Origin of the sequence: Phenylobacterium sp. (assembly GCF_030680185.1) — a bacterium.
Classification (GTDB): domain Bacteria; phylum Pseudomonadota; class Alphaproteobacteria; order Caulobacterales; family Caulobacteraceae; genus Phenylobacterium.
The window spans coordinates 1-23,583 of the sequence record NZ_JAUXVZ010000038.1 but is presented as its reverse complement, the minus strand read 5'-3'; the positions used below and the strand labels follow the sequence as shown (position 1 = coordinate 23,583).

The 23,583-nt window shown below is 70.0% G+C and carries 18 protein-coding genes and 1 pseudogene; 12 read left to right on the top strand and 7 right to left on the bottom strand.

What is annotated here, in order from left to right:
• Positions 1-21 precede the first annotated feature (21 nt).
• From Q8L83_RS09480 to Q8L83_RS09465, 4 genes and pseudogenes are all read left to right on the top strand, one after another.
• A pseudogene (locus Q8L83_RS09480) lies at positions 22-213 on the top strand (TetR/AcrR family transcriptional regulator); the annotation flags it as partial.
• A gap of 177 nt (positions 214-390) precedes the next feature.
• Complete coding sequence (locus Q8L83_RS09475; protein ID WP_305286424.1) at positions 391-1,485, top strand: glycosyltransferase family 1 protein; 1,095 nt, start codon at positions 391-393, stop codon at positions 1,483-1,485.
• A 119-nt stretch (positions 1,486-1,604) separates the two neighbouring features.
• Positions 1,605-4,415, top strand: coding sequence for a pitrilysin family protein (locus Q8L83_RS09470; RefSeq protein WP_305286333.1), 2,811 nt, complete (start codon positions 1,605-1,607; stop codon positions 4,413-4,415).
• A 59-nt stretch (positions 4,416-4,474) separates the two neighbouring features.
• Positions 4,475-5,719 carry an NAD(P)/FAD-dependent oxidoreductase gene (locus Q8L83_RS09465; RefSeq protein ID WP_305286331.1) on the top strand — a complete coding sequence of 415 codons (1,245 nt, stop codon included), beginning with the start codon at positions 4,475-4,477 and terminating at the stop codon, positions 5,717-5,719.
• 7 nt (positions 5,720-5,726) lie between these two features.
• On the opposite strand, the gene Q8L83_RS09460 is transcribed toward Q8L83_RS09465, so the two are convergent.
• The 4 genes from Q8L83_RS09460 to Q8L83_RS09445 all read right to left on the bottom strand — a co-directional run bounded on the left by Q8L83_RS09460 (position 5,727) and on the right by Q8L83_RS09445 (position 11,286).
• On the bottom strand, positions 5,727-7,067 hold the full coding sequence (locus Q8L83_RS09460) for an Hsp70 family protein (protein WP_305286329.1): 1,341 nt from the start codon (positions 7,065-7,067) through the stop codon (positions 5,727-5,729).
• A gap of 89 nt (positions 7,068-7,156) precedes the next feature.
• Complete coding sequence (locus tag Q8L83_RS09455) at positions 7,157-9,448, bottom strand: NADP-dependent malic enzyme (RefSeq protein ID WP_305286327.1); 2,292 nt, start codon at positions 9,446-9,448, stop codon at positions 7,157-7,159.
• Between the two features lie 146 nt (positions 9,449-9,594).
• A complete protein-coding gene (locus tag Q8L83_RS09450) occupies positions 9,595-10,485 on the bottom strand; it encodes a pirin family protein (protein ID WP_305286325.1) in 891 nt (296 codons plus the stop codon).
• 138 nt (positions 10,486-10,623) lie between these two features.
• On the bottom strand, positions 10,624-11,286 hold the full coding sequence (locus tag Q8L83_RS09445; protein WP_305286323.1) for a hydrolase: 663 nt from the start codon (positions 11,284-11,286) through the stop codon (positions 10,624-10,626).
• Between the two features lie 108 nt (positions 11,287-11,394).
• Between Q8L83_RS09445 and Q8L83_RS09440 the strand changes: the two genes are divergently transcribed.
• Positions 11,395-12,315 (top strand): LysR family transcriptional regulator, encoded by a 921-nt coding sequence (locus Q8L83_RS09440; RefSeq protein ID WP_370868377.1) that lies wholly within the window; start codon positions 11,395-11,397, stop codon positions 12,313-12,315.
• Here Q8L83_RS09440 and Q8L83_RS09435 read toward each other — a convergent pair.
• Entirely contained in the window at positions 12,312-12,617 is a 306-nt protein-coding gene (locus Q8L83_RS09435) for a GNAT family N-acetyltransferase (protein ID WP_305286320.1), read from the bottom strand. The genes Q8L83_RS09440 and Q8L83_RS09435 overlap by 4 nt on opposite strands.
• Positions 12,614-13,369, bottom strand: a complete 756-nt coding sequence (locus tag Q8L83_RS09430; RefSeq protein WP_305286318.1) for a nuclear transport factor 2 family protein — start codon at positions 13,367-13,369, stop codon at positions 12,614-12,616. The genes Q8L83_RS09435 and Q8L83_RS09430 overlap by 4 nt, the downstream gene beginning before the upstream one ends.
• 272 nt (positions 13,370-13,641) lie before the next feature.
• Here Q8L83_RS09430 and dapB point away from each other — a divergent pair, with 272 nt between their 5' ends.
• Positions 13,642-14,424 carry a 4-hydroxy-tetrahydrodipicolinate reductase gene (gene dapB / locus Q8L83_RS09425; RefSeq protein ID WP_305286423.1) on the top strand — a complete coding sequence of 261 codons (783 nt, stop codon included), beginning with the start codon at positions 13,642-13,644 and terminating at the stop codon, positions 14,422-14,424.
• Complete coding sequence (locus Q8L83_RS09420; RefSeq protein ID WP_305286316.1) at positions 14,421-15,872, top strand: amidase family protein; 1,452 nt, start codon at positions 14,421-14,423, stop codon at positions 15,870-15,872. The genes dapB and Q8L83_RS09420 overlap by 4 nt, the downstream gene beginning before the upstream one ends.
• 10 nt (positions 15,873-15,882) lie before the next feature.
• Here Q8L83_RS09420 and Q8L83_RS09415 read toward each other — a convergent pair whose 3' ends face one another.
• On the bottom strand, positions 15,883-17,679 hold the full coding sequence (locus Q8L83_RS09415) for a glycoside hydrolase family 15 protein (RefSeq protein ID WP_305286314.1): 1,797 nt from the start codon (positions 17,677-17,679) through the stop codon (positions 15,883-15,885).
• A 144-nt stretch (positions 17,680-17,823) separates the two neighbouring features.
• Between Q8L83_RS09415 and pyk the strand changes: the two genes are divergently transcribed.
• The 5 genes from pyk (at position 17,824) to eda (ending at position 23,456) form a co-directional block, all read left to right on the top strand.
• Positions 17,824-19,242, top strand: a complete 1,419-nt coding sequence (gene pyk, locus Q8L83_RS09410; protein ID WP_305286312.1) for a pyruvate kinase — start codon at positions 17,824-17,826, stop codon at positions 19,240-19,242.
• A 75-nt stretch (positions 19,243-19,317) separates the two neighbouring features.
• On the top strand, positions 19,318-20,001 hold the full coding sequence (gene pgl / locus Q8L83_RS09405) for a 6-phosphogluconolactonase (RefSeq protein ID WP_305286310.1): 684 nt from the start codon (positions 19,318-19,320) through the stop codon (positions 19,999-20,001).
• A gap of 16 nt (positions 20,002-20,017) precedes the next feature.
• Positions 20,018-21,832, top strand: a complete 1,815-nt coding sequence (gene edd / locus Q8L83_RS09400) for a phosphogluconate dehydratase (RefSeq protein ID WP_370868379.1) — start codon at positions 20,018-20,020, stop codon at positions 21,830-21,832.
• The gene (glk, locus tag Q8L83_RS09395; RefSeq protein ID WP_305286306.1) at positions 21,832-22,806 is read left to right on the top strand and encodes a glucokinase; all 975 of its coding nucleotides are present in this window, start codon (positions 21,832-21,834) and stop codon (positions 22,804-22,806) included. Before edd ends, glk begins: the two co-directional genes overlap by 1 nt.
• Positions 22,803-23,456 carry a bifunctional 4-hydroxy-2-oxoglutarate aldolase/2-dehydro-3-deoxy-phosphogluconate aldolase gene (gene eda, locus Q8L83_RS09390; protein ID WP_305286304.1) on the top strand — a complete coding sequence of 218 codons (654 nt, stop codon included), beginning with the start codon at positions 22,803-22,805 and terminating at the stop codon, positions 23,454-23,456. Before glk ends, eda begins: the two co-directional genes overlap by 4 nt.
• The last annotated feature ends 127 nt before the right edge of the window (positions 23,457-23,583 follow it).

The window sequence follows — 23,583 nt, the reverse complement described above, 5'->3', positions numbered from 1 at the left end:
ACTCGTGACAGTTGGACTGTCATGAGCGAAGATGACAACGCTGCTGGCGACGCCCGCGACCGCCAGAAAGCCGCCACCCGCGACCAGATCCTCCGCGCCGTCGGCGCGCGGTTGGAGGCCGGGCCCCTGGACGAGCTGTCCTTCGCCGAGATCGCCAAGGACGCCGGGGTCGGCGAACGCACGGTCTATCGCCACTTCCCCACCCGCGAGGCCCTGCTCGGCGCCTTCTTCGCCTGGGCCCAGGCCCAGGCCACCCTGCCCCTGGCCGAACGGGTCCAGCCGTCGACGCCGGCGCCTGCGCCGGAGCCGGTCGCCCAGCCCACGCCCGTGCGCTCGCCGGCCCAGCGGATGTGGGAGCCGGCCGCCCCGGTGGACGACGTCCAGCGCCCGATGCGCATCCTGCTGGCCACCGACGCCTGGGAGCCGCAGGTCAACGGCGTCGTCCGCACCCTGACCCGGGTGGTGCGCGAACTGCGCGAGCTGGGCCACGAGGTCGAGGTGATCCGCCCCGACCAGTTCAAGACCCTGCCGCTGCCCACCTATCCCGAGATCAAGGTGGCCATCGGCGCCTATGAGCCGGTGCAGGAGCGGTTCAAGGCCTTCGAGCCCGAGGCCATCCACATCGCCACCGAAGGCCCCATCGGCCTCGCCGCCCGGCGGATCTGCGTGGAATGGAAGCTGCCCTTCACCACCAGCTATCACACCCGTTTCCCCGAATACGTCTCGGCCCGCCTGCCTGTGCCGCTGTCGGTGGGCTACACCTATATGCGCTGGTTCCACCGCCCCTCGGGGCGGCTGATGGTGGCCACGCCGACCATGCGCGACGAGCTGACCCGCCACGGCTTCCGCAACATCTCGTCCTGGTCTCGGGGCGTGGACACCGAGATGTTCCATCCGCGGCACGAGGGCGACCCGGACATCTTCGCCCACCTGCCCAAGCCGATCTTCCTCTATGTGGGCCGCGTGGCGGTGGAGAAGAATATCGAAGCCTTCCTTGGCCTCGACCTGCCCGGCACCAAGGTGGTGGTGGGCGACGGGCCGCAGAAGGACGAACTGGCCGAGCGCTATCGGAGCGCGGTGTTCACCGGCTCGAAGTTCGGCGAGGAGCTGTCGGCCCACTTCGCCTGCGCCGACGTCTTCGTCTTCCCCTCGCTCACCGACACCTTCGGCCTGGTGATCCTGGAGGCCATGGCCTCAGGGACCCCTGTGGCGGCCTATCCGGCGCCTGGTCCTATCGACATCATCCCCGGCTCCGGGGCCGGGGCGCTGGCCACCTCGGCCACCGAGGGGCTGAAGGAAGCCTGCATGGAGGCCCTGGCGCTCGACCGGAAGGCGGTGCGGGCCTTTGCCGAAACCTTCTCCTGGAAGGCCTGCGCCGAGGACTTCGTGCGCAACCTGCAGCCCTATCCCGAGCCGGAAAAGACCCGCTTCTGGCGCCGTCTGCGGCGTCTGGCCCGTGTGCGGCGCCGGCCAAAGGCGGCCTGAGGCCTTAAGCGAGGGCGGCGGCTACCGGGGCCTCGCCCGGGCGGGCGGCGCCATGCGCGCGCTTTCGCAGAGCGCTCAGAATGCTATGGATTTGGCTTCGACCGTTCCCGGAGCCCGCCATGTTTCGCGCCTTCACCCGAATCGCCCTGGCCCTCGTCGTGCTGGCCGCGCCCCTGGCTGTCCAGGCGGCCGACATTCCGCCCATCGAATATCGCGAGCGGGTGCTGGACAACGGCCTGCGGGTGCTGAGCGGGGTGGACGCCACCACCCCCAATGTGACGGTCCAGGTCTGGTACGGGGTCGGCTCCAAGGACGATCCGGAGGGGCGCTCGGGCTTTGCGCACCTCTTCGAGCACATGATGTTCAAGACCACCCGGAACATGCCCTCCGAGACCATGGACCGGATGACCGAGGATGTGGGCGGCTTCAACAACGCCTCGACCTATGACGACTTCACCAACTATTTCGAGGTGATCCCCGCCAACCATCTGGAGCGCCTGCTCTGGGCCGAGGCCGAGCGGATGGGCTCGCTGGTGGTGGACGCCGAGATCTTCAATTCCGAGCGGGACGTGGTGAAGGAGGAGCTGCGCCAGCGCATCCTGGCCGCCCCCTATGGTCGGCTGTTTGGACTGATGATCCCTCAGGCGAGCTATCAGGAGCATCCCTATAAGCGGCCGGGCATCGGTTCCATCGCCGAGCTGGACGCTGCCACCATCGACGATGTGCGCGCCTTCCACCGGGACTATTACCGTCCCGACAACGCCGTGCTGATCGTCATCGGCAATTTCCAGCCAGCCGAGCTCGACGCCTGGGTGGACAAGTACTTCGCGCCCCTGAAAACCCCTGACACCCCACTGAAGCGCGTGACCGCCGTGGAGCCGCCGCGCACCGGTCCCGGCGTCTATGACGGCTATGGCCCCAATGTGCCGCTGCCGGCGGTGATCCTGACCTGGCTGGGCGCCGAGGCGGCCAGCCCCGACGCCCCGGCCCTGCAGGTGCTCGACACCATCCTGTCCGGGGGCAAGTCCTCGCGGCTCTATAATGCGCTGGTCTATGACCAACAGATCGCGGTGGAGGCCCTGTCCCAGGCCGACCTGCCCCAGCAGCCGGGCCTGTTCGCCGTCGGCGCCATTCTCTCCAGCGGCCAGACCGTGGAGGCGGGCGAGGCCGCCCTGCTGGCGGAGGTCGCCCGCTTGCGGGACGCCCCGCCGACCGAGGCCGAGCTGAACGAGGCCCGCAACGAGGTGATCGCCGGCGCCCTGCGCGAGCGCGAAACCGTCGATGGCCGCGCCTTCGCCCTGGGCTATGCCTGGGCGACGCAAGGCGATCCGTCCCGGGCCAATACCGAGTTGGCGGATCTCGCCGCCGTCACCGCCGCCGATGTGCAGCGGGTGGCGCAGAAATACCTGGCCGAGAACCGGCGGATGACCATCCGCTACCGGCCCGAATCCGAGCGTCCGGCCGGCGAGGTCGCGGCTGCGCCCGCCGCGCCGCCGGCCCAGGCGGTGGTGTTCGACGGCGAGATCGTCACCCTGGCGCCGGAGGCCGAGCGCCAGGCGCCGCCGCCGGTGGCCGAGCCGGTGGATCCCGTCCTGCCGCAACCGGCCGAAACCACCCTGGACAACGGCCTGCGGGTGATCGTCGCTCGCTCCAGCGACCTGCCCCTGGTGTCCGCCGCCGTGATCGTGCGGGCCGGCGCCTGGGCCGATCCGAAGGGCCTGGCCGGCGCCATGTCGATGACGGCCGGCATGCTCACCGAGGGCACCACCACCCGCACGGCGCCGCAGATCGCCCAGCAGGTGGAAGCCCTGGGGGCGACCCTGTCCTCGGCCGCCGGCGCGGAATCCTCCAGCGTCGGCCTGACCGTGATGACCGACAAGGTGGCCCCGGCCTTCGCTATCCTGTCGGATGTGGTCCGCAACCCGGCCTTTGCGGCCGAAGAGCTGGAGCGGCAGACCGCCCAGGCCCTGGACGGCCTGTCGGTGGCCTATGGCGATCCCGGCCAGCTGGCGGCGATGACGGCGAGCCCGGTCATCTTCGCCGGCACCCCCTTCGGCCATGCCGCCGACGGGACGCCGGCCTCCCTGCCCAAGCTGACGCCCGAGACCCTGCGCAGCCTGCACGGAACCTATTTCCGACCGGACAACGCCATTCTGGTGCTGACCGGCGACATCGCACCGGAGGCGGGCTTCGCCCTGGCCCGCCAGGCCTTCGGCGACTGGACCGCGCCCGCAAGCCCCCGGCCGGCCCAGCCGGAGATCTCGCCCACGCCCGCGCGCCAGACGCTGGTGATCGACCTGCCGGGCGCCGGGCAGGCCGCCGTGCGCCTGGCCAAGCCGACCATCGCGCGCAGCGATGACGCCTACTATCCGGCGATCGTCGCCAACTCTGTCCTGGGCGGCGGCTATTCGGCCCGGCTGAACCAGGAGATCCGCATCAAGCGGGGCCTCTCCTACGGGGCGGGCTCGTCGCTGTCGGCCCGTCGCTCGGCCGGCGCCTTCCATGCCCAGGCCCAGACCAAGAACGAGTCCGCGCCCGAGGTGGTCGATCTGATCGCCGCCGAAATGACCCGGCTCGCGGCCGAGCCGGTCTCGGCCGATGAACTGAAGGCCCGCAAGTCGGTGCTGATCGGCGGCTTTGGCCGGGCGCTCGGGACCGCCGGGGGCCTCGGCGGCGTGCTGGGGGATCTGGCGGTGCAGGACGTGCCCCTGGAAGAGATCGGCGCCTATACGGCCAAGGTCGAGGCGGTGAGCGCCGAGCAGGTGAACGCCTTCGCCGCCGCGCGCCTGTCGCCCGCCGACGCCGCCGTCATCGTGGCCGGCGACGCCAAGCTGTTCGAGGCGGGCCTGCGGCAGCGGGCGCCGGATCTGCGGATCATCGCGGCTGAGGATCTCGACCTCGACTCCGAAACCCTGACCCGGGTCGATTAGTCGACCAAGACCCCCCAACGGGGGTTGAACCTTGGCCTTGGACCATGCCTGGATGGGGCATGCAGGATCGGTTCGATGTGGTCGTCGTGGGGGCTGGGGCGGCGGGCATAGCCGCGGCCGCGCGCCTGTCCCGCGCGCCGCTGTCGGTGGTGGTGCTGGAGGGGCAGGGGCGCATCGGCGGCCGGGCCCATACCCTGGCGGCCCGGCCAGACCTGCCGCTCGATCTTGGCTGCGGCTGGCTCCACAGCGCCGACCGTAACCCCTTTGTCCCGCTCTTTGAGCGCGCCGATATTCCGGTGGATCGCAGCCCGCCGGCCTGGCGCCGGCCAGAGGCCAATCTCAGCCTGACGCCGCAGGACCGGGCGAGCTTCGAGGCCGCCATGGGCGCCTTCGAGGCCGCCCTGGAAAAGGCAGCCAAGGCCGGCCAGGAGGGCCGCGCCCATGCCCACCTGCCCCGGGCGGCCCGTTGGCGGCCGCTGCTGGAGGCCTTTTCCAGCTATTACAACGGCGCGCCCCTGTCGCAGGTCTCGGTGCAGGACTATGGCGCCTTCATCGACACCGGCGTCGACTGGCGGGCGGTCGAGGGCTATGGGGCGGCCATCTGCGACCTGGCCGATCGCTCCCTGATCGTGCCCCACTGCGCGGTGCTGTCCATCGACCACAGCGGCCAGGCCCTGCGGCTGGAGACGGCCCGGGGCACGGTGACGGCGCGGGCCGTGGTGCTGACCATCTCCAGCGATCTCCTGGCCCGGGAGGCGATCCGCCTGCATCCCCCTCTGCCGGCCAAGACCGACGCGGCCACCGGCCTGCCGCTCGGCCTGGCCGACAAGGTCTTCCTGAGCCCCGCCGCCCCGGAGGTGTTTCCCCGGGAGCATCACCTGTGGGGCGATGTCGCGACGCCTGCGACCGGCAGCTATTATCTGCGGCCCCTGGGGCGGCCGTTGATCGAGGCCTATTTCGGCGGCGATCACGCCCGGGCCCTGGCCGCCGAAGGCCCTGGCGCGGCGGCCGACTTCGCTATCGAGGAGCTGGTGGGCGTCTATGGCGCTGACATCCGGCCGCAACTTCGCCTGCTGGCGGCCACCAGCTGGAGCCAGGACCCCTGGGCGCTGGGCGCCTATTCCCATGCCCTGCCCGGCTGCGCCAAGGCGCGCCAAGTGCTGGCCGAACCGGTCGAAGGGCGGCTTTTCTTCGCCGGCGAGGCCACCTCGACCCACGCCTTCTCCACCGCCCACGGGGCCTGGGAGACCGGCCTGCGGGCCGCCGACGAGGTGTTGGCCGCCCTGCGGGTGACGGCGGTCTGAACAGCCCTCAGGCGCCGATCGCCGCCCGCTCGCCCCAGCGGTCGAGGTCGGGTTCGTGGCCCATCAGGGCCAGACCCGAGGCGATGGATTCCAGCTCCCCGCCGGTCTCGATCCGTTCGGCGGCGAAGCGGCGGGCGAAGATGGCCCGCACGGCCGGCGTCAGGGACGAGCCGCCGGTCAGGAAGACCCGGTCGATCTGGCCGGCGTCCAGCCCGGCGTCCGCCAGGGCTGAGTCCACCGCGCCTTCGATCTGGGCCAGTTCCGGCGCGATCCAGGATTCGAACTCGGACCGGGTTACGGCCCGCGTAATGGAGACCGCGCCGGCCTCGAAGGCGAAGGTGGCCTCGTCCTTGGCCGACAGGGTCTCCTTCAGGCGCGAGACCGCGCGGTAGAGGGGATAGGCGTGGTTGTCGTCGAGGATCTCCACCAGGGCGGCGATCTTTTCGGGCTCCACGGCCTCGCGCTCCAGGCGGCGGATCTCGCGCATGTCCCGCGAGGCCCGCAGCAGGGCCAGCTGGTCCCAGCGGGCGAAGGCCGAATAGTAGCGGTTGGGGATGGGCAGGACCTTGCCGAAGGTCTTGTAGCTCGACCCCTTGCCGAGCGCCGGCGAGACCAGGTTGTCGATGATCCGGTAGTCGAAGGCGTCGCCGGCCACGCCGACGCCCGACCGCCCGAGGGGCTCGGCCCGGAAGGCGCCGCCCTCATCGCGATGGAAGCGGATGATCGAGAAGTCGCTGGTGCCGCCGCCGAAGTCGCCCACCAGGACGGTGGCGTCGGCCTTGAGCGTGCGGGCGAAGAAGAAGGCCGCGCCCACCGGTTCATAGACATAGAGGATTTCCGAGAACCCCAGGCGGGAAAAGGCCGTCTCGTAGCGGGCCAGGGCCAGCTCGGCCTTGGGCGCGGCGCCGGCGAAGGTGACGGGGCGCCCGACGATCACCCGGGCCGGCAGGTCCTTCAGCGCTCCGCCCGCATGGTCGCGCAGCTTCAGCAGGAAGGCCGAGAGCAGGTCCTCGAAGGCGTAGCGGCGGCCCAGGATCTGGGTCTCGGTGAAGTTGGCCGAGGCCGCGAAGGTCTTGAAGGACTGGATGAACCGCGTCTCCAGCGGGTCCTCCACATAGGCCTCGATAGCCCAGGGGCCGGCCTCCACCGTGCGTTCGGTGGGATGCTCGGGCGGGGCGTGGAAGGCCAGCGCCGAGCGGAAGGCGAAGAGCTCGCCCTCGGGCGCGGGAAACCGCACCAGCCGGGCCGGCTCGCCGGGCAGGGCCAGCGCCACGACGGTGTTGGTGGTGCCGAAGTCCACCCCCAGGGTGAAGCCGGGGGCGGACGAGGCGGTATCTGAGGCGCCCATGGCGCGGTCTCCCCCGGAGCGGCGGCGACGGATCGCCCGCCGCCCGGAGGCGCGCGATCCCTAGGTCAGGCGGTGGTCTGCCTTGGCGATCACAGAACGGCCTCGCCCTGGCTCTGGTGGTCATAGGCCGCCAGGGTGGCGAGCTGCAGGATGCGCGACACCGAGGCCGAGAGCGGGCAGATCTGCACCGACTTTTCGAGGCCGAGCAGGATCGGCCCCACCACGGTCGCGCCGCCAAAGGCCTGGACCAGCTGGGTCGAGATGGCCGCCGAATGGATGGCCGGCATGATCAGCACATTGGCCGGGCCGGTCAGGCGCATGAAGGGGAAGTTGCCGCGGCGTTCCGGCTCGAGCGCCAGGGCCGGGGGCATCTCGCCCTCATATTCGAAGTCCAGGTCCATCTCGTCGAGCATGGCCACGGCCTCGCGCACCTTTTCGGAGCGGTCGCCCATGGGATTGCCGAAGGTGGAATAGGACATGAAGGCCAGGCGCGGGGTGTAGCCCAGCGCCTTGACCGCCTGGGCGGCCTCCAGCGCGATCTCCACCAGGTCCTCGGCCTCGGGCATCTCGGTGACATTGGTGTCGGCGATGAACAGGGTGTGGCCCTTGCCCAGCAGCACCGACATGCCCATCACCCGGCCGCCGGCGGCGGGATCGATCACCCGCAGAACCTCGTCCAGCACCTGGTCGTAGGAGCGGGTCACGCCGGTGACCATGGCGTCGGCGTGGCCGAGCGCCACCATGCAGGCGGCGAAGGTGTTGCGGTCCTGGTTCACCAGCCGCTGGACGTCGCGCATCAGATAGCCCTGACGCTGCAGCCGCTCGTACAGATAGTTGGCGAACTCCGGATTGTGCTCGGAGACCCGGGCGTTGATCACCTTCAGGCCGGCGCCCTCGGGGCTGAGGCCCACGGTGCGCATGTTCTCGGCCACCAGCTCCTCGCGGCCGACCAGGATGGCCTCGCCCAGGCCCGCCGTCTGGAAGGCGTAGGCCGCGCGGATCACGCTCGGCTCCTCGCCCTCGGCGAACACCACCCGCTTCTTCGGGCCCGACAGGACCGAGCCCTGCAGCTTCTGCAGGAAGGCCGCCGTGGGGTCGAGGCGCTGGGCCAGCTGGGCGCGATAGGCGTCCATGTCCTCGATGGGCTTGCGCGCCACCCCGGTGTCCATGGCCGCCTGGGCCACGAAGGGCGGGATGTACCAGATCAGCCGCGGATCGAAGGGGGTGGGGATGATGTAGTCCGGGCCGAACTTCAGCTGCAGGCCGTGATAGGCCGCGGCCACCTCGTCGGGCACGTCCTCGCGGGCCAGCATGGCCAGCGCCTGGGCGCAGGCGATCTTCATCTCCATGTTCACCCGCCGGGCGCGCACGTCGAGCGCGCCGCGGAAGATGTAGGGGAAGCCCAGGACGTTGTTCACCTGGTTGGGATAGTCGCTGCGGCCGGTCGCCATGATGGCGTCGCTGCGCACGGCGTGAACCTCTTCCGGCGTGATCTCCGGATCGGGATTGGCCATGGCGAAGATGATCGGATTGGGGGCCATGGCGGCCACCATGTCGGCGGTCACCGCGCCCTTGACCGACAGGCCCAGGAACACGTCGGCGCCTTCCAGCGCCTCGGCGAGCGTGCGCTTGTCGGTGTCCACCGCATGGGCGGACTTCCACTGGTTCATGCTCTCCGACCGGCCGCGATAGATGACGCCGGTATTGTCGACGGCGATGCAGTTTTCCGACCGCACCCCCATGGCCTTCATCAACTCCAGCGAGGCGATGCCGGCCGCGCCCGCGCCGCACAGCACCAGCTTCACATCGGCCAGTTCCCGGCCGGTGATCTTGCAGGCGTTGAGCAGGCCCGCGGCCGAGATGATCGCCGTGCCATGCTGGTCGTCATGGAAGACCGGGATGTCGAGCAGCTCCTGCAGCTCGGTCTCGATGCGGAAGCATTCCGGGGACTTGATGTCCTCCAGATTGATGCCGCCATAGGTGATGCCGATATTCTTGACGACGGTGATGATCTCGTCCGGATCGGTGGCCGAGACCTCGACGTCGATGGAGTCCACGTCGGCGAAGCGCTTGAAGAGGACGCTCTTGCCCTCCATCACCGGCTTCGACGCCAGCGCGCCCAGATTGCCGAGGCCCAGGATCGCCGTGCCGTTGGAGATCACCGCCACCAGATTGCCCTTGGACGTATAGTCGTAGGCCTTGTCCGGGTCCTCGGCGATGGCCAGCACCGGTACGGCCACGCCGGGGGAATAGGCCAGCGAGAGGTCCCGCTGCGTGGCCATCGGCTTGGTCGGCACGATGGCGATTTTTCCAGGCGTGGGGTGACGGTGGAAGCTGAGCGCCTCCTCGTCGGTGAAGGTGCGTTTCTCGGCGTCGCTCATGAGCGCGGACGGTCCTTGCAGACACGGGTGATGGGATGAGGGCCGCAACCTACATAGGCCGCCCCCCCGCCACAACCTCAAGACTCCTGCGGGGTGGTAGGAATTGCGGGAGGGGGGGTGAGTGCGGTGGCCCTGATCGTCGCGCTTCAGGCCGAAGGGGAGGGAAACCTCGCATTCTGAGGCAGGGGCGTGAACTCCTGGTCGTCGCCGTCGGGAAGCGTCATGCGTCCGGCCTTCCAGTCCTCCGCGGCCTGGCGGAGGCGGTCCGGCGAGGACGACACAAAATTCCAGTACAGGTAGCGTTCGCCCACGGGGTCTCCGCCAAGCAGCATGACCGTGGAGGGGCGCGCGGCGCGCAAGGACGATGCGCTCTGACTCAGGACCGCCATCTGGCCGCCGCGCAGCGATGAGCCGCCGACCTCGATCTCGCCAGCGGCGACATAGACGGCGCGCTCGCTAAAGGCCGTCGGAATCTCTGCGACGGCGCCAGCTCCCAGCTCCAGGTGCGCATAGAACAGCGGGGAATGAGTGCGGACGCCTGCCGTGAGACCGTAGGCGCTTCCCGCGATGAGGTGGCCGCGCACGCTGGCGCTCTCCCAGGAGGGCAGATCATCACCTCCATGATGGGAGAAGGCCGGGGCGGTCTCTTCATGCTCGATCGGCAAGGCCACCCAGGCCTGGATCCCGTGCAGGCGACTCCCCTCGGCGCGGGCCTTCTCAAGGCGTTCGCTGTGCGTAATCCCACGGCCCGCGGTCATCCAGTTCACCTCGCGAGGACGCACCGCCTGGTGATAGCCCAGGCTGTCACGGTGCGTCATTTCCCCGTCGAACAGATAGGTGACCGTCGAAAGGCCGATATGCGGATGCGGCCGCACATCGACGTCTCGCGGGACGCCTGCTTCGATCTCCACCGGCCCGATGTGGTCGAAGAAGATGAAGGGCCCCACCATCCGCCGCTGCGTGGACGGCAACACTCTGCCGACCTCGAACCCGCCGCCGAGGTCACGGCGGCGTTGGTCGATGACCATCTCGATCAATTTGATGTCTCCGTCGCTCTGCGAAGGGGGCGATTGCAACCGACCCCTCCCGCTGTGTGGCGATAAGTTCGCGCTCATGGCGGCGTCGGAAGGTTCGGGCCTTCCCGAACCCTCCGACGCTCAGTCCGCCCGTTGGATTTAGGCCCCGACGCCTGCCGCCTTCGGGACCGGCGTGTTGAGAAGTTGCTGCTCCCAGAAGTACGCGATGCCGCTGCCGGCGAAGTGCTCCTGCACCACATTGGTCAGCGCCACCGCCGACTCCATGCGGGCCCAGTCCCGCTGCCATTCCGCGGCAAGCGCCATCCAGGTCATCATGTTCACCCCGGCGGCGATCATGCGTTGGATCGCCACTTCGTGGGCTTCGACCGAGGTGCCGCCCGAGGCGTCGGTGATCACTGTGACATCCCAGCCTTCTCCGGCCGCCTGGATCGCGGGCATGGCGACGCACACCTCGGTCCAGAGCCCGGCGATGATCAGCTGTCTGCGGCCGGTCGCCTTCACCGCATCCACCACCTTGGGGTCCTCCCAGGTGTTGATGAAGGTCCGGTCGATGACCTCCTGATCGGGGAACACGCTGGTGATCTGTGGGAAGATCAGCCCGCCGCGCTCGGCGACGACGCTCGTGAGGATGGTGGGGACGTTGAACACCTTCGCGGCCTTGGCCAGTCCGGCGGAGGCGTTCACCACCATATGGGGATCGTGGCTGTTGAGGTTCGCCAGCTGGTAGGGCTGGTGGTCGATCAGGACGAGCACCGAGTCTTCGGGGCGGAGAAGCGAGTCCAGGCCGTTGCGGAAGGTCATGATGCTCTCTGCGGCTGAGGCGTGAATAGGAACTAAGGGGCCGCACAAAGGCGACTTGCGGACATTGGCATCCCTCTTTCCGCTGCGGTATGCCGTGAGAGCGGTACGTTGTGTCCCTGCTTGAGGAACGCGATTTTGGAAATCGAAGACTTTCGGACGTTCGTGGAGGTGGCCGACGCTGGCGGAGTCTCTCAGGCCTCACGTCGATTGGGGATCGCCAAGTCAATCGTGAGCCGGCGGCTGCTACGGCTTGAGGCCGAGCTCGGCGTCCAGCTCCTGACCCGCACCACCCGGGGCGCCACCCTGACCGAGGCCGGAGCGGCCTTTCAGCGCCACGCCGTCCGCATCACGGCCGAAGTCGATCTCGCGCGGGAAACGATCCTGCCCGAAGGCGAGCTGCGCGGTCAGTTGCGCGTCTCGGCCCCGCTGACGTTCGGACCGACACACTTCGCGCCGGCCTTGGCCGAAATGGCGCGACGCCATCCGCAACTGAGCATCAGGACCTGCTACACCGACCGCTTCGTCGATCTCGTCGCGGAGGGCTTCGACTGCGCCATCCGCGTGGGATACCTCCCGGACTCCAATCTGATCGCGCGCCGCATCGCCCCGATCCTGGGAAAGCTCGTCGCGAGCCCTGCCTATATCGCGGCGCACGGCGCCCCCGAGACGCCGGACGACCTCGTCCGGCACGAAGCGCTCATGCAAGGCACGGAGACCTGGTCGTTTCTCGACGGGGACAAGATGGTCACGGTCCGCCCGCAGGGCCGCTTCAAGGCCGACAATGCGGCCGCCTTGGTCGAGGCGTGCTTGGCCGGCGTCGGGCTTGCCAGGGTCCCGGACTACTACATTGACGAGCATGTGGCGGCCGGCGCCCTGACGCCGGTGATGACCCGCTATCCGTCCCCGCCCGCTGCGGCCTACATCCTTCGGGCGCCAGGTCAGCACCCTGCGCGCAAGATCCGCCTGCTCACCGAGCTGCTGATCGAATACTGCAATCAGCCCAAGCGACGCCTCGGGGCGGCCGGCTAGACGCCGAGGATGCCGCGATAGGTCGGATGGACGACCTCGGCCTCCTCGGGGTGCTTCTGAAGATAGGCCGAGAAGTAGGGGCAGACCGGGAGGATCAGCAGGCCGCGGGCCTTGGCGTCGGCGATCACGTGTCTTGCCAGTCGGCTCGCCAGCCCCTGACCCTCAAGCCGTTCGGGGACCAGGGTCTCGGTGATCATCAGGTTCGGCGGATTCAGGTTGTAGGTGACGACGGCGACGTCGCCGAGCATCGAGAGCTCATAGCGGCGGCGCTCAGGGGCGTCGCGAATCTCCGGCTCGGTCATGGGGTCTCCAGGGTTGGGACTTGGATCGTCGGAGCCCGCGGGGCTTCGTGCGGGTCGAACATGGACGGGCTGAGGCCTAGGTCGGCGGAAACCTCGTCCTGGAGCACGTCCCAATGCTCCGCCAGCCGCCCGCCCTCGATGCGAAACAGGTCCACGACGACCTGCGGTCGGTCAGCCCAGCCGCGGATGCGCCCGTGGATCGCGACGAAGTCGCCCTCCGCCAGGATCAGTCCCGGCTCGTACCAGACCTCGTTGGACAGACTGGCGACCAGCGCCTTCAGCGCTGCGCGCCCCTGTGGGATGTGCGGGTTATGCTGCACGTAGTCTTCGACGTAGAGGCGGTCCACCGCCGAGGCGTCCCGCCGCTGGAAGAGACTGGTCATGGCGTCAAGAACCAGCGCCTTGTTTCGCTGGGGGCGCTCGTCGGACGGCTGTTCGGCGGGCGTGACGATCGTCATGGGACCCGTCATCCGCAGGAAGCGGCCATCGGGCAGGGTCGCATGAGAGTGGATCACCTCCCGATCGAAATCCTGGATGTGGGTGACGGTGGCGCCCGATTGCTCCTGCCAGCTGACCAAGAACAGACTGTCGCCGATGGGCGTGACCTGGATGTCGACGGTCTCGCTGCGCGCGAAGGGGCCATCTTCGATCTCGAACCTCAGCCGGCTCTCCGAGATTAGAGTCAGCCTCGCCGAGAACGGGTCGAAGGCGACCCTCAGGCTCAGGCCGACGGGGTAGCGGCGGTTCGGCATGAGGGCCTCCTTCCTGTGATGAGCGAGCCTCCTCACGTCCAGGTGACGACAGGGCGGAGCGCTCGATGCTTCCTGGAAATCTAAGGTGATCCCCTCCGTCGGTTTAGTCCGACAAATGATCAGCGGCGTCGCAGGATGGGGAACGCCCGAGTCTCTGGCGCTCGCATCCGGCCGGCGTCATTTCGCTTCGGCCTGTCGCGACATCCCCTTGACCGCGGCCGCCCAGGGGCGACATTCGCATCCCTTGCGCGCCCAGCCCCGGAGAGACCGTCCTGACCGCACCTGTTCGTATCGCTGTCGCGGGCGCCTTGGGGCGTATGGGGGAGGCTGTGGCCGCCGTGGTGGCGGGGCGGGAGGACGCCGAGCTGTTTGCGCGATTCGATCGGCCGGGCGCGGAAGACCCGCGGCTGGTGGAGCGGGGGGCGGCGCTGGCGGCGGCGCATCTGGTGATCGACTTTTCTACGCCCAAGGCCTCGGCGGAGCTGGCGCAGGTGTGCGCGGCCCGGGGCGATATCGCCCTGGTGATCGGCTCCACCGGCTTCGATGAGGCCCAGATCGCGGTGATCGGCGAGGCGGCCAAGACCATCCCCATCGTGCGGGCCGGCAACTTCTCGCTGGGCGTCAACATGCTGCTGGGCCTGGTGGCGCAGGCGGCCCAGGCCTTGGCTGCGGCCGACTATGACATCGAGGTCTTCGAGGCCCATCACCGGCGCAAGGTCGATGCGCCTTCGGGCACGGCGATCATGTTGGCGGAGGCCGCCGCCGACGGGCGTCGTGTGGCGCTGGAGACGGTGGCGCGGGCCGCAAGGGACGGGATCACCGGCGCGCGGCCAGAGGGCGAGATCGGCTATTCGGTGATGCGCGGCGGCGGGATCATCGGCGAGCACGCGGTGGTGTTCGCCGCCGACGACGAGATTCTGACCCTCTCCCACTCGGCCCGGGACCGCAGCCTGTTCGCCCGCGGGGCGGTGGAGGCCGGCCTCTGGGCCGTGCGCCAGCCGCCGGGCGCCTATGACATGCAGGACGTGCTGGGCCTCAGGAAGCCCGGCGCGTGAACCCCGATCTGGACGTCCTGGCCCTGGACGCCAGCGGCCAGCTGGCCCTGCTAGCGGCCGGCCGGATCGGCGCCGTGGAGCTGCTGAAGCTGGCGCTCGCCCGCCACGCCCAGACCCATCATCGCCTGAACGCCGTCATCGCCGCCGACCTGGAGCGCGCCCTGGAGCGGGCCAAGGCCATCGACGACATTCGCGCTCGGGACGGGACGCTGGGGCCGCTGGCCGGCCTGCCCATGACCATCAAGGACACCCTGGACGTCAGCGGCCTGCCGGCCTCGGCGGGCCTGGAGGCCCATCGCCGACGCCAGGCCGAGGACGCCACGGTGAGCGCTCTGGCGCGCAAGGCCGGGGCGGTGATCTGGGGCAAGACCAATGTGCCGGTGATGGCCGGCGACTGGCAGAGCTTCAACGGCCTTTATGGGACCACCAACAATCCCTGGGACGTGACGCGCACGCCCGGCGGCTCGTCGGGCGGGGCGGCCGCGGCCCTGGCCAGCGGGGTCACGGCTCTGGAGATCGGCTCGGACATCGGCGGCTCCCTGCGCATTCCGGCCCATTTCTGCGGGGTGTTTTCGCACAAGCCCACCTGGGGTCTGGTGCCCCAGCACGGCCACGTGCCGCCGGCGCCGGGTTCCTGGCAGGAGCCGGACCTGAACGTCATCGGCCCCATGGCCCGCTCGGCCCGGGACCTGAGGCTTCTGCTGTCGGTGATCTGCGATGGCGGGGTCTCGCCCAAGGCGCCCCCGGCCGATCTCGCCAAGGCCCGCATCGGGGTCTGGGTGGAGGCGCCGGGCCTGCCGCTGGACCCGCAGGTCAGAACGGTGATCGAGACCTTCGCCGGCGAGCTGTCGGAGGCCGGCGCCACGGTGGAATTCATCTCGCCCCCGGTGGACGTGGCCACCCTGCTGGACGCCTATATGGTCCTGCTGGGCGCCATCATCGGCGGTGACATGCGCGAGAAGGACCTGCGCAAGATGGAGTGGATGCGCCCGGCGGCGAAGATCGCCCGGAGCCGCGGGGCGGGTCCCTTCTCCTGGGCGGCGACGGCGCTGGCCTATACCGCCCGCCACCGCGAGTGGCTGGCCGCCGACGCCATCCGCGCCCGCCTGCGCCGCGAGATGGAGGGCGTGTTCGCCACCTATGACGCCATCCTGGCGCCGGTGGCCCCGGTCACCGCCTTTGCCCACAGCCAGGGTTCGTTCCCGTCGCGGGCGCTGAAGCTGTCGGATGGGACCAGCGCCCCCTATGTCACCCTGCTGGGCTGGATCGGTCTGGCCACAGCCTGCCTGCTGCCGGCCACGACGCTCCCGGCCGGCGTCTCGGCCGACGGCCTGCCGGTGGGCGCGCAGCTGATCGGGCCGCACGGGGGCGACGCGCGGCTCCTGTCGCTGGCCCAGGCCATCGACGAGAATGTGCGCGGCTTCACCGCGCCTGAGCTGAAGCTCTAACCGTGCTGGTTTAGCGCACCGCCGCCCAGGGCTTGGACAAGAGCGCCGCGCAGTTGATCAGGCCGACCAGGGAATAGGTCTGCGGATAGTTGCCCCACAGCTCGTTGCCGTCGAACGAGATGTCCTCCGACAGCAGCCCCGCCGCCGTCCGCCTTGTCAGCATCTCCTCGAACAGCTCGCGGGCCTCGCCGGCCCGGCCGCTGAGATAGAGGGCCTCGATCAGCCAGAAGGTGCAGATGTTGAAGGCGGTCTTCGGCTCGCCGAAGTCGTCGGGCAGGGCGTAGCGCAGCATGTAGGGTCCGCGGCGCAGGCCCTTTTCCACCGCTTCGATGGTGGCGGCCATGCGCGGGTCGCTGGGCGCCACGAAGCGCACATCCACCAGCTGCAGCAGGCTGGCGTCCAGCTCATCCCCATCGAAGGTGGCGGCGAAGCGGCCGAGCGCCGGATTATAGGCGCGCTCTTCGATGACGGCGCGCATCTCGTCGGCCCGGGCGTTCCAGTACTTGGCCCGCTCCAGCAGGCCGAGCTGCACGGCCGCATTGCCCAGCCGGTCGCAGGCCGCCCAGCACATCACCGCCGAATAGGTGTGGATCGCCTCGCGCCCGCGGAACTCCCACAGGCTGGCGTCCGGCGTGGCGTACATCTCATAGGCCCGCTCGCCGACGGGCTCGAGGTCGCGGAAATCCTCCACCGTGGCCGGCCGCAGCAGGCGCTCGTCGAAGAAGGCCTGGACCGTGGACAGGATGATCTGGCCATAGACGTCGTGCTGCAGGTGTTCGTGGGCCTGGTTGCCGATCCGCACCGGCCCCATGCCGCGATAGCCGGGCAGGGCGTCGGCGAACCGCTCGACGAGGCCAGGCTCCAGCCCCACCCCATAGACCGGCTGCACAGGGCCGCCGCCCTCGGTGTCCACCAGGTTGCGCAGATAGGAGAGGTAGTTCTCCAGCATGTCGGCGGCGCCCAGCCGCGTCAGGGCCTGGACCACGTAGTAGGCGTCCCGCAGCCAGCAGTAGCGATAGTCCCAGTTGCGCCCGGACTCCGCATGTTCGGGGATCGAGGTGGTGAGCGCCGCGACGATGGCGCCGGTCTCTTCGTAGGCGCAGAGCTTGAGCGTGATGGCCGAGCGGATCACCGCCTCCTGCCATTCCACCGGCACCGACAGGGTGCGCACCCAGCCGCGCCAATAGTCGGTGGTCTCGTTCAGCATGCGCGAGGAGGTGGCCATCACATCGGCGTCGAACCCCTCGTCGGGGCCGAGGAACATGGCGATGGGCTCCTCCAGACGGAAGACGCGCTCCTCGGTGATGTGGCTGACCGAGGTGTTGGTGGTCAGGCGCATGGTGGTCGGCCCGCCCACATAGCGAATGTGGTTAGAGCCGGTGGTCTGTTTGGCCGGCGCCTCGCCCCAGTTGATGGTCGGGCGCAGGCGGATGCGGATCCGTGGCGCGCCGGTGATCTGCCGGACCAGACGGATATAGGCCGTCGGCCGATAGACCCGGCCGAACTGGCGATAGCGGGGGCAGAAGTCGAGAATCTCGAAACTGTCGCCGTGCTTGTTGGTCACCTCGGTGCGCACGATGGGCGTGTTGCGCAGATAGGCCTGGCGGGTGCTGGCGTGATCCTCGGCCTCGATGGCCCACAGGCCATGCACGTCCCGGTCGGCGGGATCGCGGTCGCTGAGCAGGGCCGAGAAGAAGGGATCGCCGTCCACCCGGGGCACGCAGCCCCAGACGATGCGGCCGTGGCGGTCCACGAGGCCGCTGGCCGCGCAGTTGCCGATGGGAAACAGGTCCAGGGTCTGGATCACAGGTTAGGCGCCTCGCAGTTGTGTCGCATGGGGCAGCGTCCTTTTTCTCGACGGCGGGTCAGCGCCGTTTGCTAAGCTGGGACGCGCCAAGTGACTCGCCGCCATCTTGGCCCTGTGCGGGCCGCTCTTCCAAACGGGGACCCCATGATCCGAGCCCGCCGCGCGCGTATCGTCGCCACCTTGGGCCCCGCAAGCCGCAGCCCTGCCCAGGTGGAGGCGTTGGCCAGGGCCGGGGCTGACGTCTTCCGCGTCAATTTCAGCCACGGGACCCACGAGGACCACGCCCGCGCCATCGCCACGGTGCGTCAGGCCGAGATCGCCACCGGGCGGCCTATCGCTGTCCTGGCCGACCTGCAAGGCCCCAAGCTGCGCCTGGGCAAGTTCGCCGATGGCCAGGTGCGTGTCCGCCCCGGCCAGGCCTTCCGGCTGGACCTCGACCCGACCCCCGGGGACGCGGCGCGGGTCTGCGCCCCGCATCCGGAAATCCTGGCGGCGGTGAAGGTCGGGGCCGACATCCTGATCGATGATGGTCGGGTGCGCCTGCGGGTGGTGCGCCACGGGGCCGACTTCGCCGAGACCGAGGTGATGGTCGGCGAGACCCTGTCCAACAACAAGGGGCTCAACCTGCCGGGCCACGCCATCCCGATCCCGGCCATGACGCCCAAGGACCGCACCGACCTGGCCTTCGCCCTCGACCAGGGGGTGGACTGGGTGGCCTTGTCCTTCGTGCAACGGGCCGCCGACATGGCCGAGCTGCGCCAGCTGGTCCAGGGCCGCGCCGCTGTCCTGGCCAAGATCGAAAAGCCCGCCGCCCTGGAGGCTCTGGACGAGATTCTCGACCTCTGCGACGGGTTGATGGTGGCCCGCGGCGATCTGGGGGTGGAACTGGCGCCCGAGGACGTGCCGGTGGTGCAGAAGGCGCTGATCCGGGCCTGCCGCACCCGGGGCATCCCGGTGATCGTCGCCACCCAGATGCTGGAATCCATGACCACGGCGCCGACGCCCACGCGGGCCGAGGCCTCCGACGTGGCTGGCGCGGTCTATGAGGGCGCCGACGCCCTGATGCTGTCGGCCGAGACGGCGTCTGGCGACTTTCCCCTGGAGGCGGTCTCGATCATGGACCGCATCATCGCCCGGGTGGAGCGTGACCCCCGCTGGCCCGAGCTGATGGCCGCGGAATATCCCATCGAAGACGCCGACGCCGACGCCCTGGTGGCCGCCGCCGGCCGCGCCGCGCAAGGGCCCTCCATCGCCTGTCTGGCCAGCTTCACCACCACCGGCCAGACGGCCCTGCGCCTGGCCCGCGAGCGCCCGTTGCAGCCGGCCCTGGCGCTGACGCCCCACGCCAGCGTCGCCCGGCGCCTGGCGCTGACCTGGGGCGTCGAGGCCCGGGTGGTGCCCCAGCCGGCGGACTCAGAATCGCTGGCCAAGATCGCCACCGAGATCGCCCGGGACCTGGCCCTGGCCGCCCCGGGGCGTCGCATCCTGATCCTGGCCGGCCTGCCCATGGGCTCGCCCGGCGCGGCCAATATCCTGCGTCTGGCCCACGTGCCCCGGCGCTAGGCCTCCCGGCTCACGAAGGCGTTCATGCCGTAGGGGCGGGGCTGTATGCCGGCGTCAGAGGGTCTATGAGGAGGCATGATCGAGCCCTTCGACACCCCTGAGGCCCTGGCGGGCGCCGCCGCTGCGGCGACGGTGTCGGCCCTGGCCGCCGGGATCGCCGCCCGGGGCCGCGGCCGGCTGGTGGCCACAGGCGGACGCTCGCCGGGCGCCGTCTATGACGGGCTGGCCCAGGCCGACCTCGACTGGGGCGCCGTCGACATCACCCTGTCGGACGAGCGGTTCGTCCCCGCGAGCGATCCGGCCTCCAATGAGGCCCTGGTGCGATCGCGCCTGCTGACCGGCAAGGCGACCGCCGCCGGCTTCGTCCCCCTGATGGGCGAGGCGCCCAGCGCCGCCGCCGCCGCCGATCTGGCCGAGGCGCAGGTCGCAGCCCTGGCGCCCTTCGACATGACCCTGCTGGGTATGGGACCGGACGGCCACGTGGCCTCGCTGATTCCCGGCGCGGTCGGGCTCGAGGCCGCCATGGCGCCAGACGGCGCGCGGTTCTGCCTGGGTTTCGATCAGGCGATCGGCGATCCGCCCCTGCCGCGGATCACCCTGACCTTGGCGGCGTTGTTACAATCCCACGCCATCATCATCCTGATCGCCGGTCCAGAGAAACGCCGGGTCATTGAGCGGGCCTTGGCGGGAGCCGATCTGCCGGTCCGGGCGCTCTTGACCCAGGCCCGGGTTCCCGTGCGGGTTCTCTGGACGCCCTGAGAGAACAGACATGCCCATCCATCCGGTCGTCGCCGAAGTCACCGCGCGGATCATAGCCCGCAGCCAGGACAGCCGCGCCGCCTATCTGGCGCAGATCGACGAGGCCAGCCGGTCTGGGCCTGGCCGGGCCAAGCTGTCCTGCGCCAACTTCGCCCACGCCTTCGCCGCCATGCCGGAGGACGGCAAGACCCGCATGCGCAACCCCACGGCGCCCAACCTGGGGATCGTGACGGCCTATAACGACATGCTCTCGGCCCATCAGCCCTACGAGCGGTTTCCCGATGTGATCCGCGCCGCGGCGCAGTCGGTGGGCGCCACGGCCCAGGTGGCTGGCGGGGTGCCGGCCATGTGCGATGGGGTGACGCAAGGGCGGCCCGGCATGGAGCTGTCGCTGTTCTCCCGGGACGTGATCGCCATGTCGACCGGCATCGCGCTCTCCCACGACGCCTTCGACGCCGGCCTGATGCTGGGGATCTGCGACAAGATCGTACCGGGCCTGACCATCGGCGCCCTGGCGTTCGGCCACCTGCCGATGATCTTCGTCCCCGCCGGGCCGATGACCTCGGGCCTCTCCAACGCCGAGAAGGCCCGGGTGCGGGGCCTCTATGCCGAGGGCAAGATCGGCCGCGAAGAGCTGCTGGACTCCGAGATGAAGTCCTATCACGGGCCGGGCACCTGCACCTTCTATGGCACGGCCAACACCAACCAGATGATGATGGAGATGACCGGCCTGCACCTGCCGGGCGCGGCCTTCGTCCATCCCAATACGCCCCTGCGCGACGCCCTGACGGCGGCGGCCGCCCAGCGGGCGGTGGAGATCATCGCGGGGACCGAGGCCTATACGCCCATGGCCCGGGTGGTGGACGAAAAGAGCCTGGTCAACGCCATGGTCGGCCTGATGGCCACCGGCGGTTCGACCAACCACACCCTGCACATGGTGGCCATCGCCCGGGCGGCCGGCGTCATCCTGACCTGGTCGGACTTCGATGACCTGTCCCGCGTCGTCCCCCTGATCACCAAGGTCTATCCCAACGGATCGGAGGATGTGAACGCCTTCCAGGCGGCCGGCGGCATGGCCTTCGTCATCCGCCAGCTGCTGGACGCGGGCCTGGCCCACGACGACGTGGTCACCGTGGCCGGCGGCGGCCTGCGGGCCTATCAGCGCGAGCCCTTCCTAGAGGAGGGCCGCCTGGTGTGGCGCGACGGGCCGGAGACCTCCCTCAATCTCGACATCCTGCGGCCGGTCAGCGACCCGTTCCAGGCCGAGGGCGGCCTGCGCCTGATGGCGGGCGGCCTGGGGCGGGCGGTGATGAAGACCTCCGCGGTCAAGGCCGAGCATCACGTGATCGAGGCGCCGGCCCGGGTGTTCGACGACCAGGACGCCCTGCTGGAGGCCTACCGCCGCGGAGAGCTGACGCAGGACTTCGTCGCCGTGGTGCGTTTCCAAGGCCCCAAGGCCAATGGCATGCCCGAGCTGCACAGCCTGACGCCGACGCTCGGCGTGCTGCTGGATCGCGGATTGAAGGTGGCCCTGGTCACCGACGGGCGGATGTCCGGCGCCTCGGGCAAGGTGCCGGCCGCCATCCATGTGACGCCGGAGGCCGCCGACGGCGGGCCGCTTGCGCGGGTGCGGGACGGGGACGTGATCCTGGTGGATGCGCGCACCGGCCGGCTGGAGATCAAGGTCGATCCGAGCGAGCTGGCGGGGCGGGAGCCGGCCCGCGCGCACGAACGACAGGTCGGCTTTGGGCGTGAATTGTTTGGCTGGATGCGTCGCGCAGCCGGTCCGGCCGAGGCGGGCGCCTCGGTCCTGTTTGAAGAGGTGGCGTAATGGGCGTGATCTATGCCGGCCTGGTGGGGGATGTGGGGGGCACCAACGCCCGCTTCTCCCTGGTCGATGGCGAAGGCCATCTGCGCAACACCAAGGTCTATGCCTGCGCCGATTATGGCGCGCTGGACGAGATCATCGCGGAATATCTGGAAGAGACCGCCGGCAAGAAGCGCCCGGCCAGGGCCGTCATCGCGGTGGCCGGCCCTGTGGTGGACGGCGAGATCGAATTCACCAATCTCGACTGGCGGGTGTCGGAGACCGACCTGATCGCCAGCTTCGGCTTTGACGCCATCAAGCTCATCAATGATTTCGCCGCCCAGGCCATGGCCGCGCCGGTGCTGGATCCCACGGACCTGCGCCGCATTGGCCCGGACCTGCGCGGCGCCACCACCTGCCCCATTGTCGTGCTGGGCGCCGGCACGGGGTTTGGGGTCGGCGCCGTGGCCCGGTCGCAGCATGTGGACATCGCCGTGGCCACCGAAGGCGGCCATGCCGGCTTCGCCCCCCATGACGAGGTCGAGGCGGAGGTCTGGCGTCGGCTTCAGGGGCTCTATGGCCGGGTGTCGGTGGAGCGGATTTTGTCGGGCCAGGGCCTGTTCGACCTCTATCTCGCCCTGGAGGACATGGCCGGCCGCGACCCGGCGCTCGCCGACGAGCGCGCGGTCGTCAAGGCGGCCGATGCTGGCGACACCGCGGCCGGCGCCGTGCTGGACCGGTTCTGCGCCATTCTCGGCGGGGTGGCCGGCGATCTGGCCCTGACTCATGGGGCCCGGGGCGGAATCTATGTCAGCGGCGGCATCGCGCCGCGTATGGGCGATCGCCTGATGTCCGGCGGTTTCCGCGCCCGGTTCGAGGCCAAGGGCCGCCTGAGCGACTATGTGCGCGAGATCCCCACCTATCTGATCACCCATCCCTATGCGGCCCTGGTGGGCTGCAGCCGGGAGCTGGCCCAGCTGGAAGGGATGCGCCTGTGACCCCGCCCATGACGCTGGACCACATCATGGCCCTGGCCCCGGTGGTGCCGGTGCTGATCATCGAGGACGTCGCTGACGCCGTCCCCCTGGCCCGCGCCCTGACCCGCGGGGGCTTGCGCGCCCTGGAAGTGACGCTTCGTACCCCTGCGGCCCTTGAGGCCATCCGCGCCATCGCCGGCGAGGTCGAGGATGCGGTGGTCGGCGCCGGCACCATCACCTCGGCGGCGGCGCGCCAGGCGGTCGCCAACGCCGGCGCCCGCTTCGCCGTCAGCCCCGGCCTCATCGCCGGCGAGCGGGCCGAAGGGCCGGTCCCCCTGCTGTCGGGGATCGCCACGGCCACCGAGCTGATGGCCGGCCTCGACCACGGCTTCACCGCCTTCAAGCTGTTCCCGGCCAGCGCCGTGGGCGGGGTCGGCCTGGTGAAGGCCTTCGCCAGCCCCTTCCCCCAGGCGGTGTTCTGCCCCACCGGCGGCATCGATGCGGCGCGGGCGCCGGACTATCTGAAGGAGCCCAATGTCGCCTGCATCGGCGGCTCGTGGGTGGCGCCGCGCGACGCCGTGGCGGCCGGCGACTGGGACCGGATCACCGAGCTGGCGCGGGCCGCCGCGGCCCTGCCTCGGGCCCGGCCAGCCCCGGCGATCTTGACCTAAAGCATCCACAGGCGCATAAGCGCGCCCTTCCGGCGCAACCTCGGTCAGCGCCCTCCCCCGCCACGACCCCCATCACCATATGGGACGAGGGCGGCGAGGCCCCCCGTCGACGTGATCGTCCACGGGG

What these genes read in the sequence shown, in the direction of transcription:
- Q8L83_RS09435 (WP_305286320.1), bottom strand. Translation starts at nt 12,617, where the DNA reads ATGACCGAGCCGGAGATTCGCGACGCCCCTGAGCGCCGCCGCTATGAG.
- Q8L83_RS09430 (WP_305286318.1), bottom strand. Translation starts at nt 13,369, where the DNA reads ATGCCGAACCGCCGCTACCCCGTCGGCCTGAGCCTGAGGGTCGCCTTC.
- pgl (WP_305286310.1), top strand. Translation starts at nt 19,318, where the DNA reads ATGATCGAGCCCTTCGACACCCCTGAGGCCCTGGCGGGCGCCGCCGCT.
- Q8L83_RS09455 (WP_305286327.1), bottom strand. Translation starts at nt 9,448, where the DNA reads ATGAGCGACGCCGAGAAACGCACCTTCACCGACGAGGAGGCGCTCAGC.
- Q8L83_RS09470 (WP_305286333.1), top strand. Translation starts at nt 1,605, where the DNA reads ATGTTTCGCGCCTTCACCCGAATCGCCCTGGCCCTCGTCGTGCTGGCC.
- Q8L83_RS09445 (WP_305286323.1), bottom strand. Translation starts at nt 11,286, where the DNA reads ATGACCTTCCGCAACGGCCTGGACTCGCTTCTCCGCCCCGAAGACTCG.
- pyk (WP_305286312.1), top strand. Translation starts at nt 17,824, where the DNA reads ATGATCCGAGCCCGCCGCGCGCGTATCGTCGCCACCTTGGGCCCCGCA.
- glk (WP_305286306.1), top strand. Translation starts at nt 21,832, where the DNA reads ATGGGCGTGATCTATGCCGGCCTGGTGGGGGATGTGGGGGGCACCAAC.
- Q8L83_RS09465 (WP_305286331.1), top strand. Translation starts at nt 4,475, where the DNA reads ATGCAGGATCGGTTCGATGTGGTCGTCGTGGGGGCTGGGGCGGCGGGC.
- Q8L83_RS09475 (WP_305286424.1), top strand. Translation starts at nt 391, where the DNA reads ATGCGCATCCTGCTGGCCACCGACGCCTGGGAGCCGCAGGTCAACGGC.
- Q8L83_RS09460 (WP_305286329.1), bottom strand. Translation starts at nt 7,067, where the DNA reads ATGGGCGCCTCAGATACCGCCTCGTCCGCCCCCGGCTTCACCCTGGGG.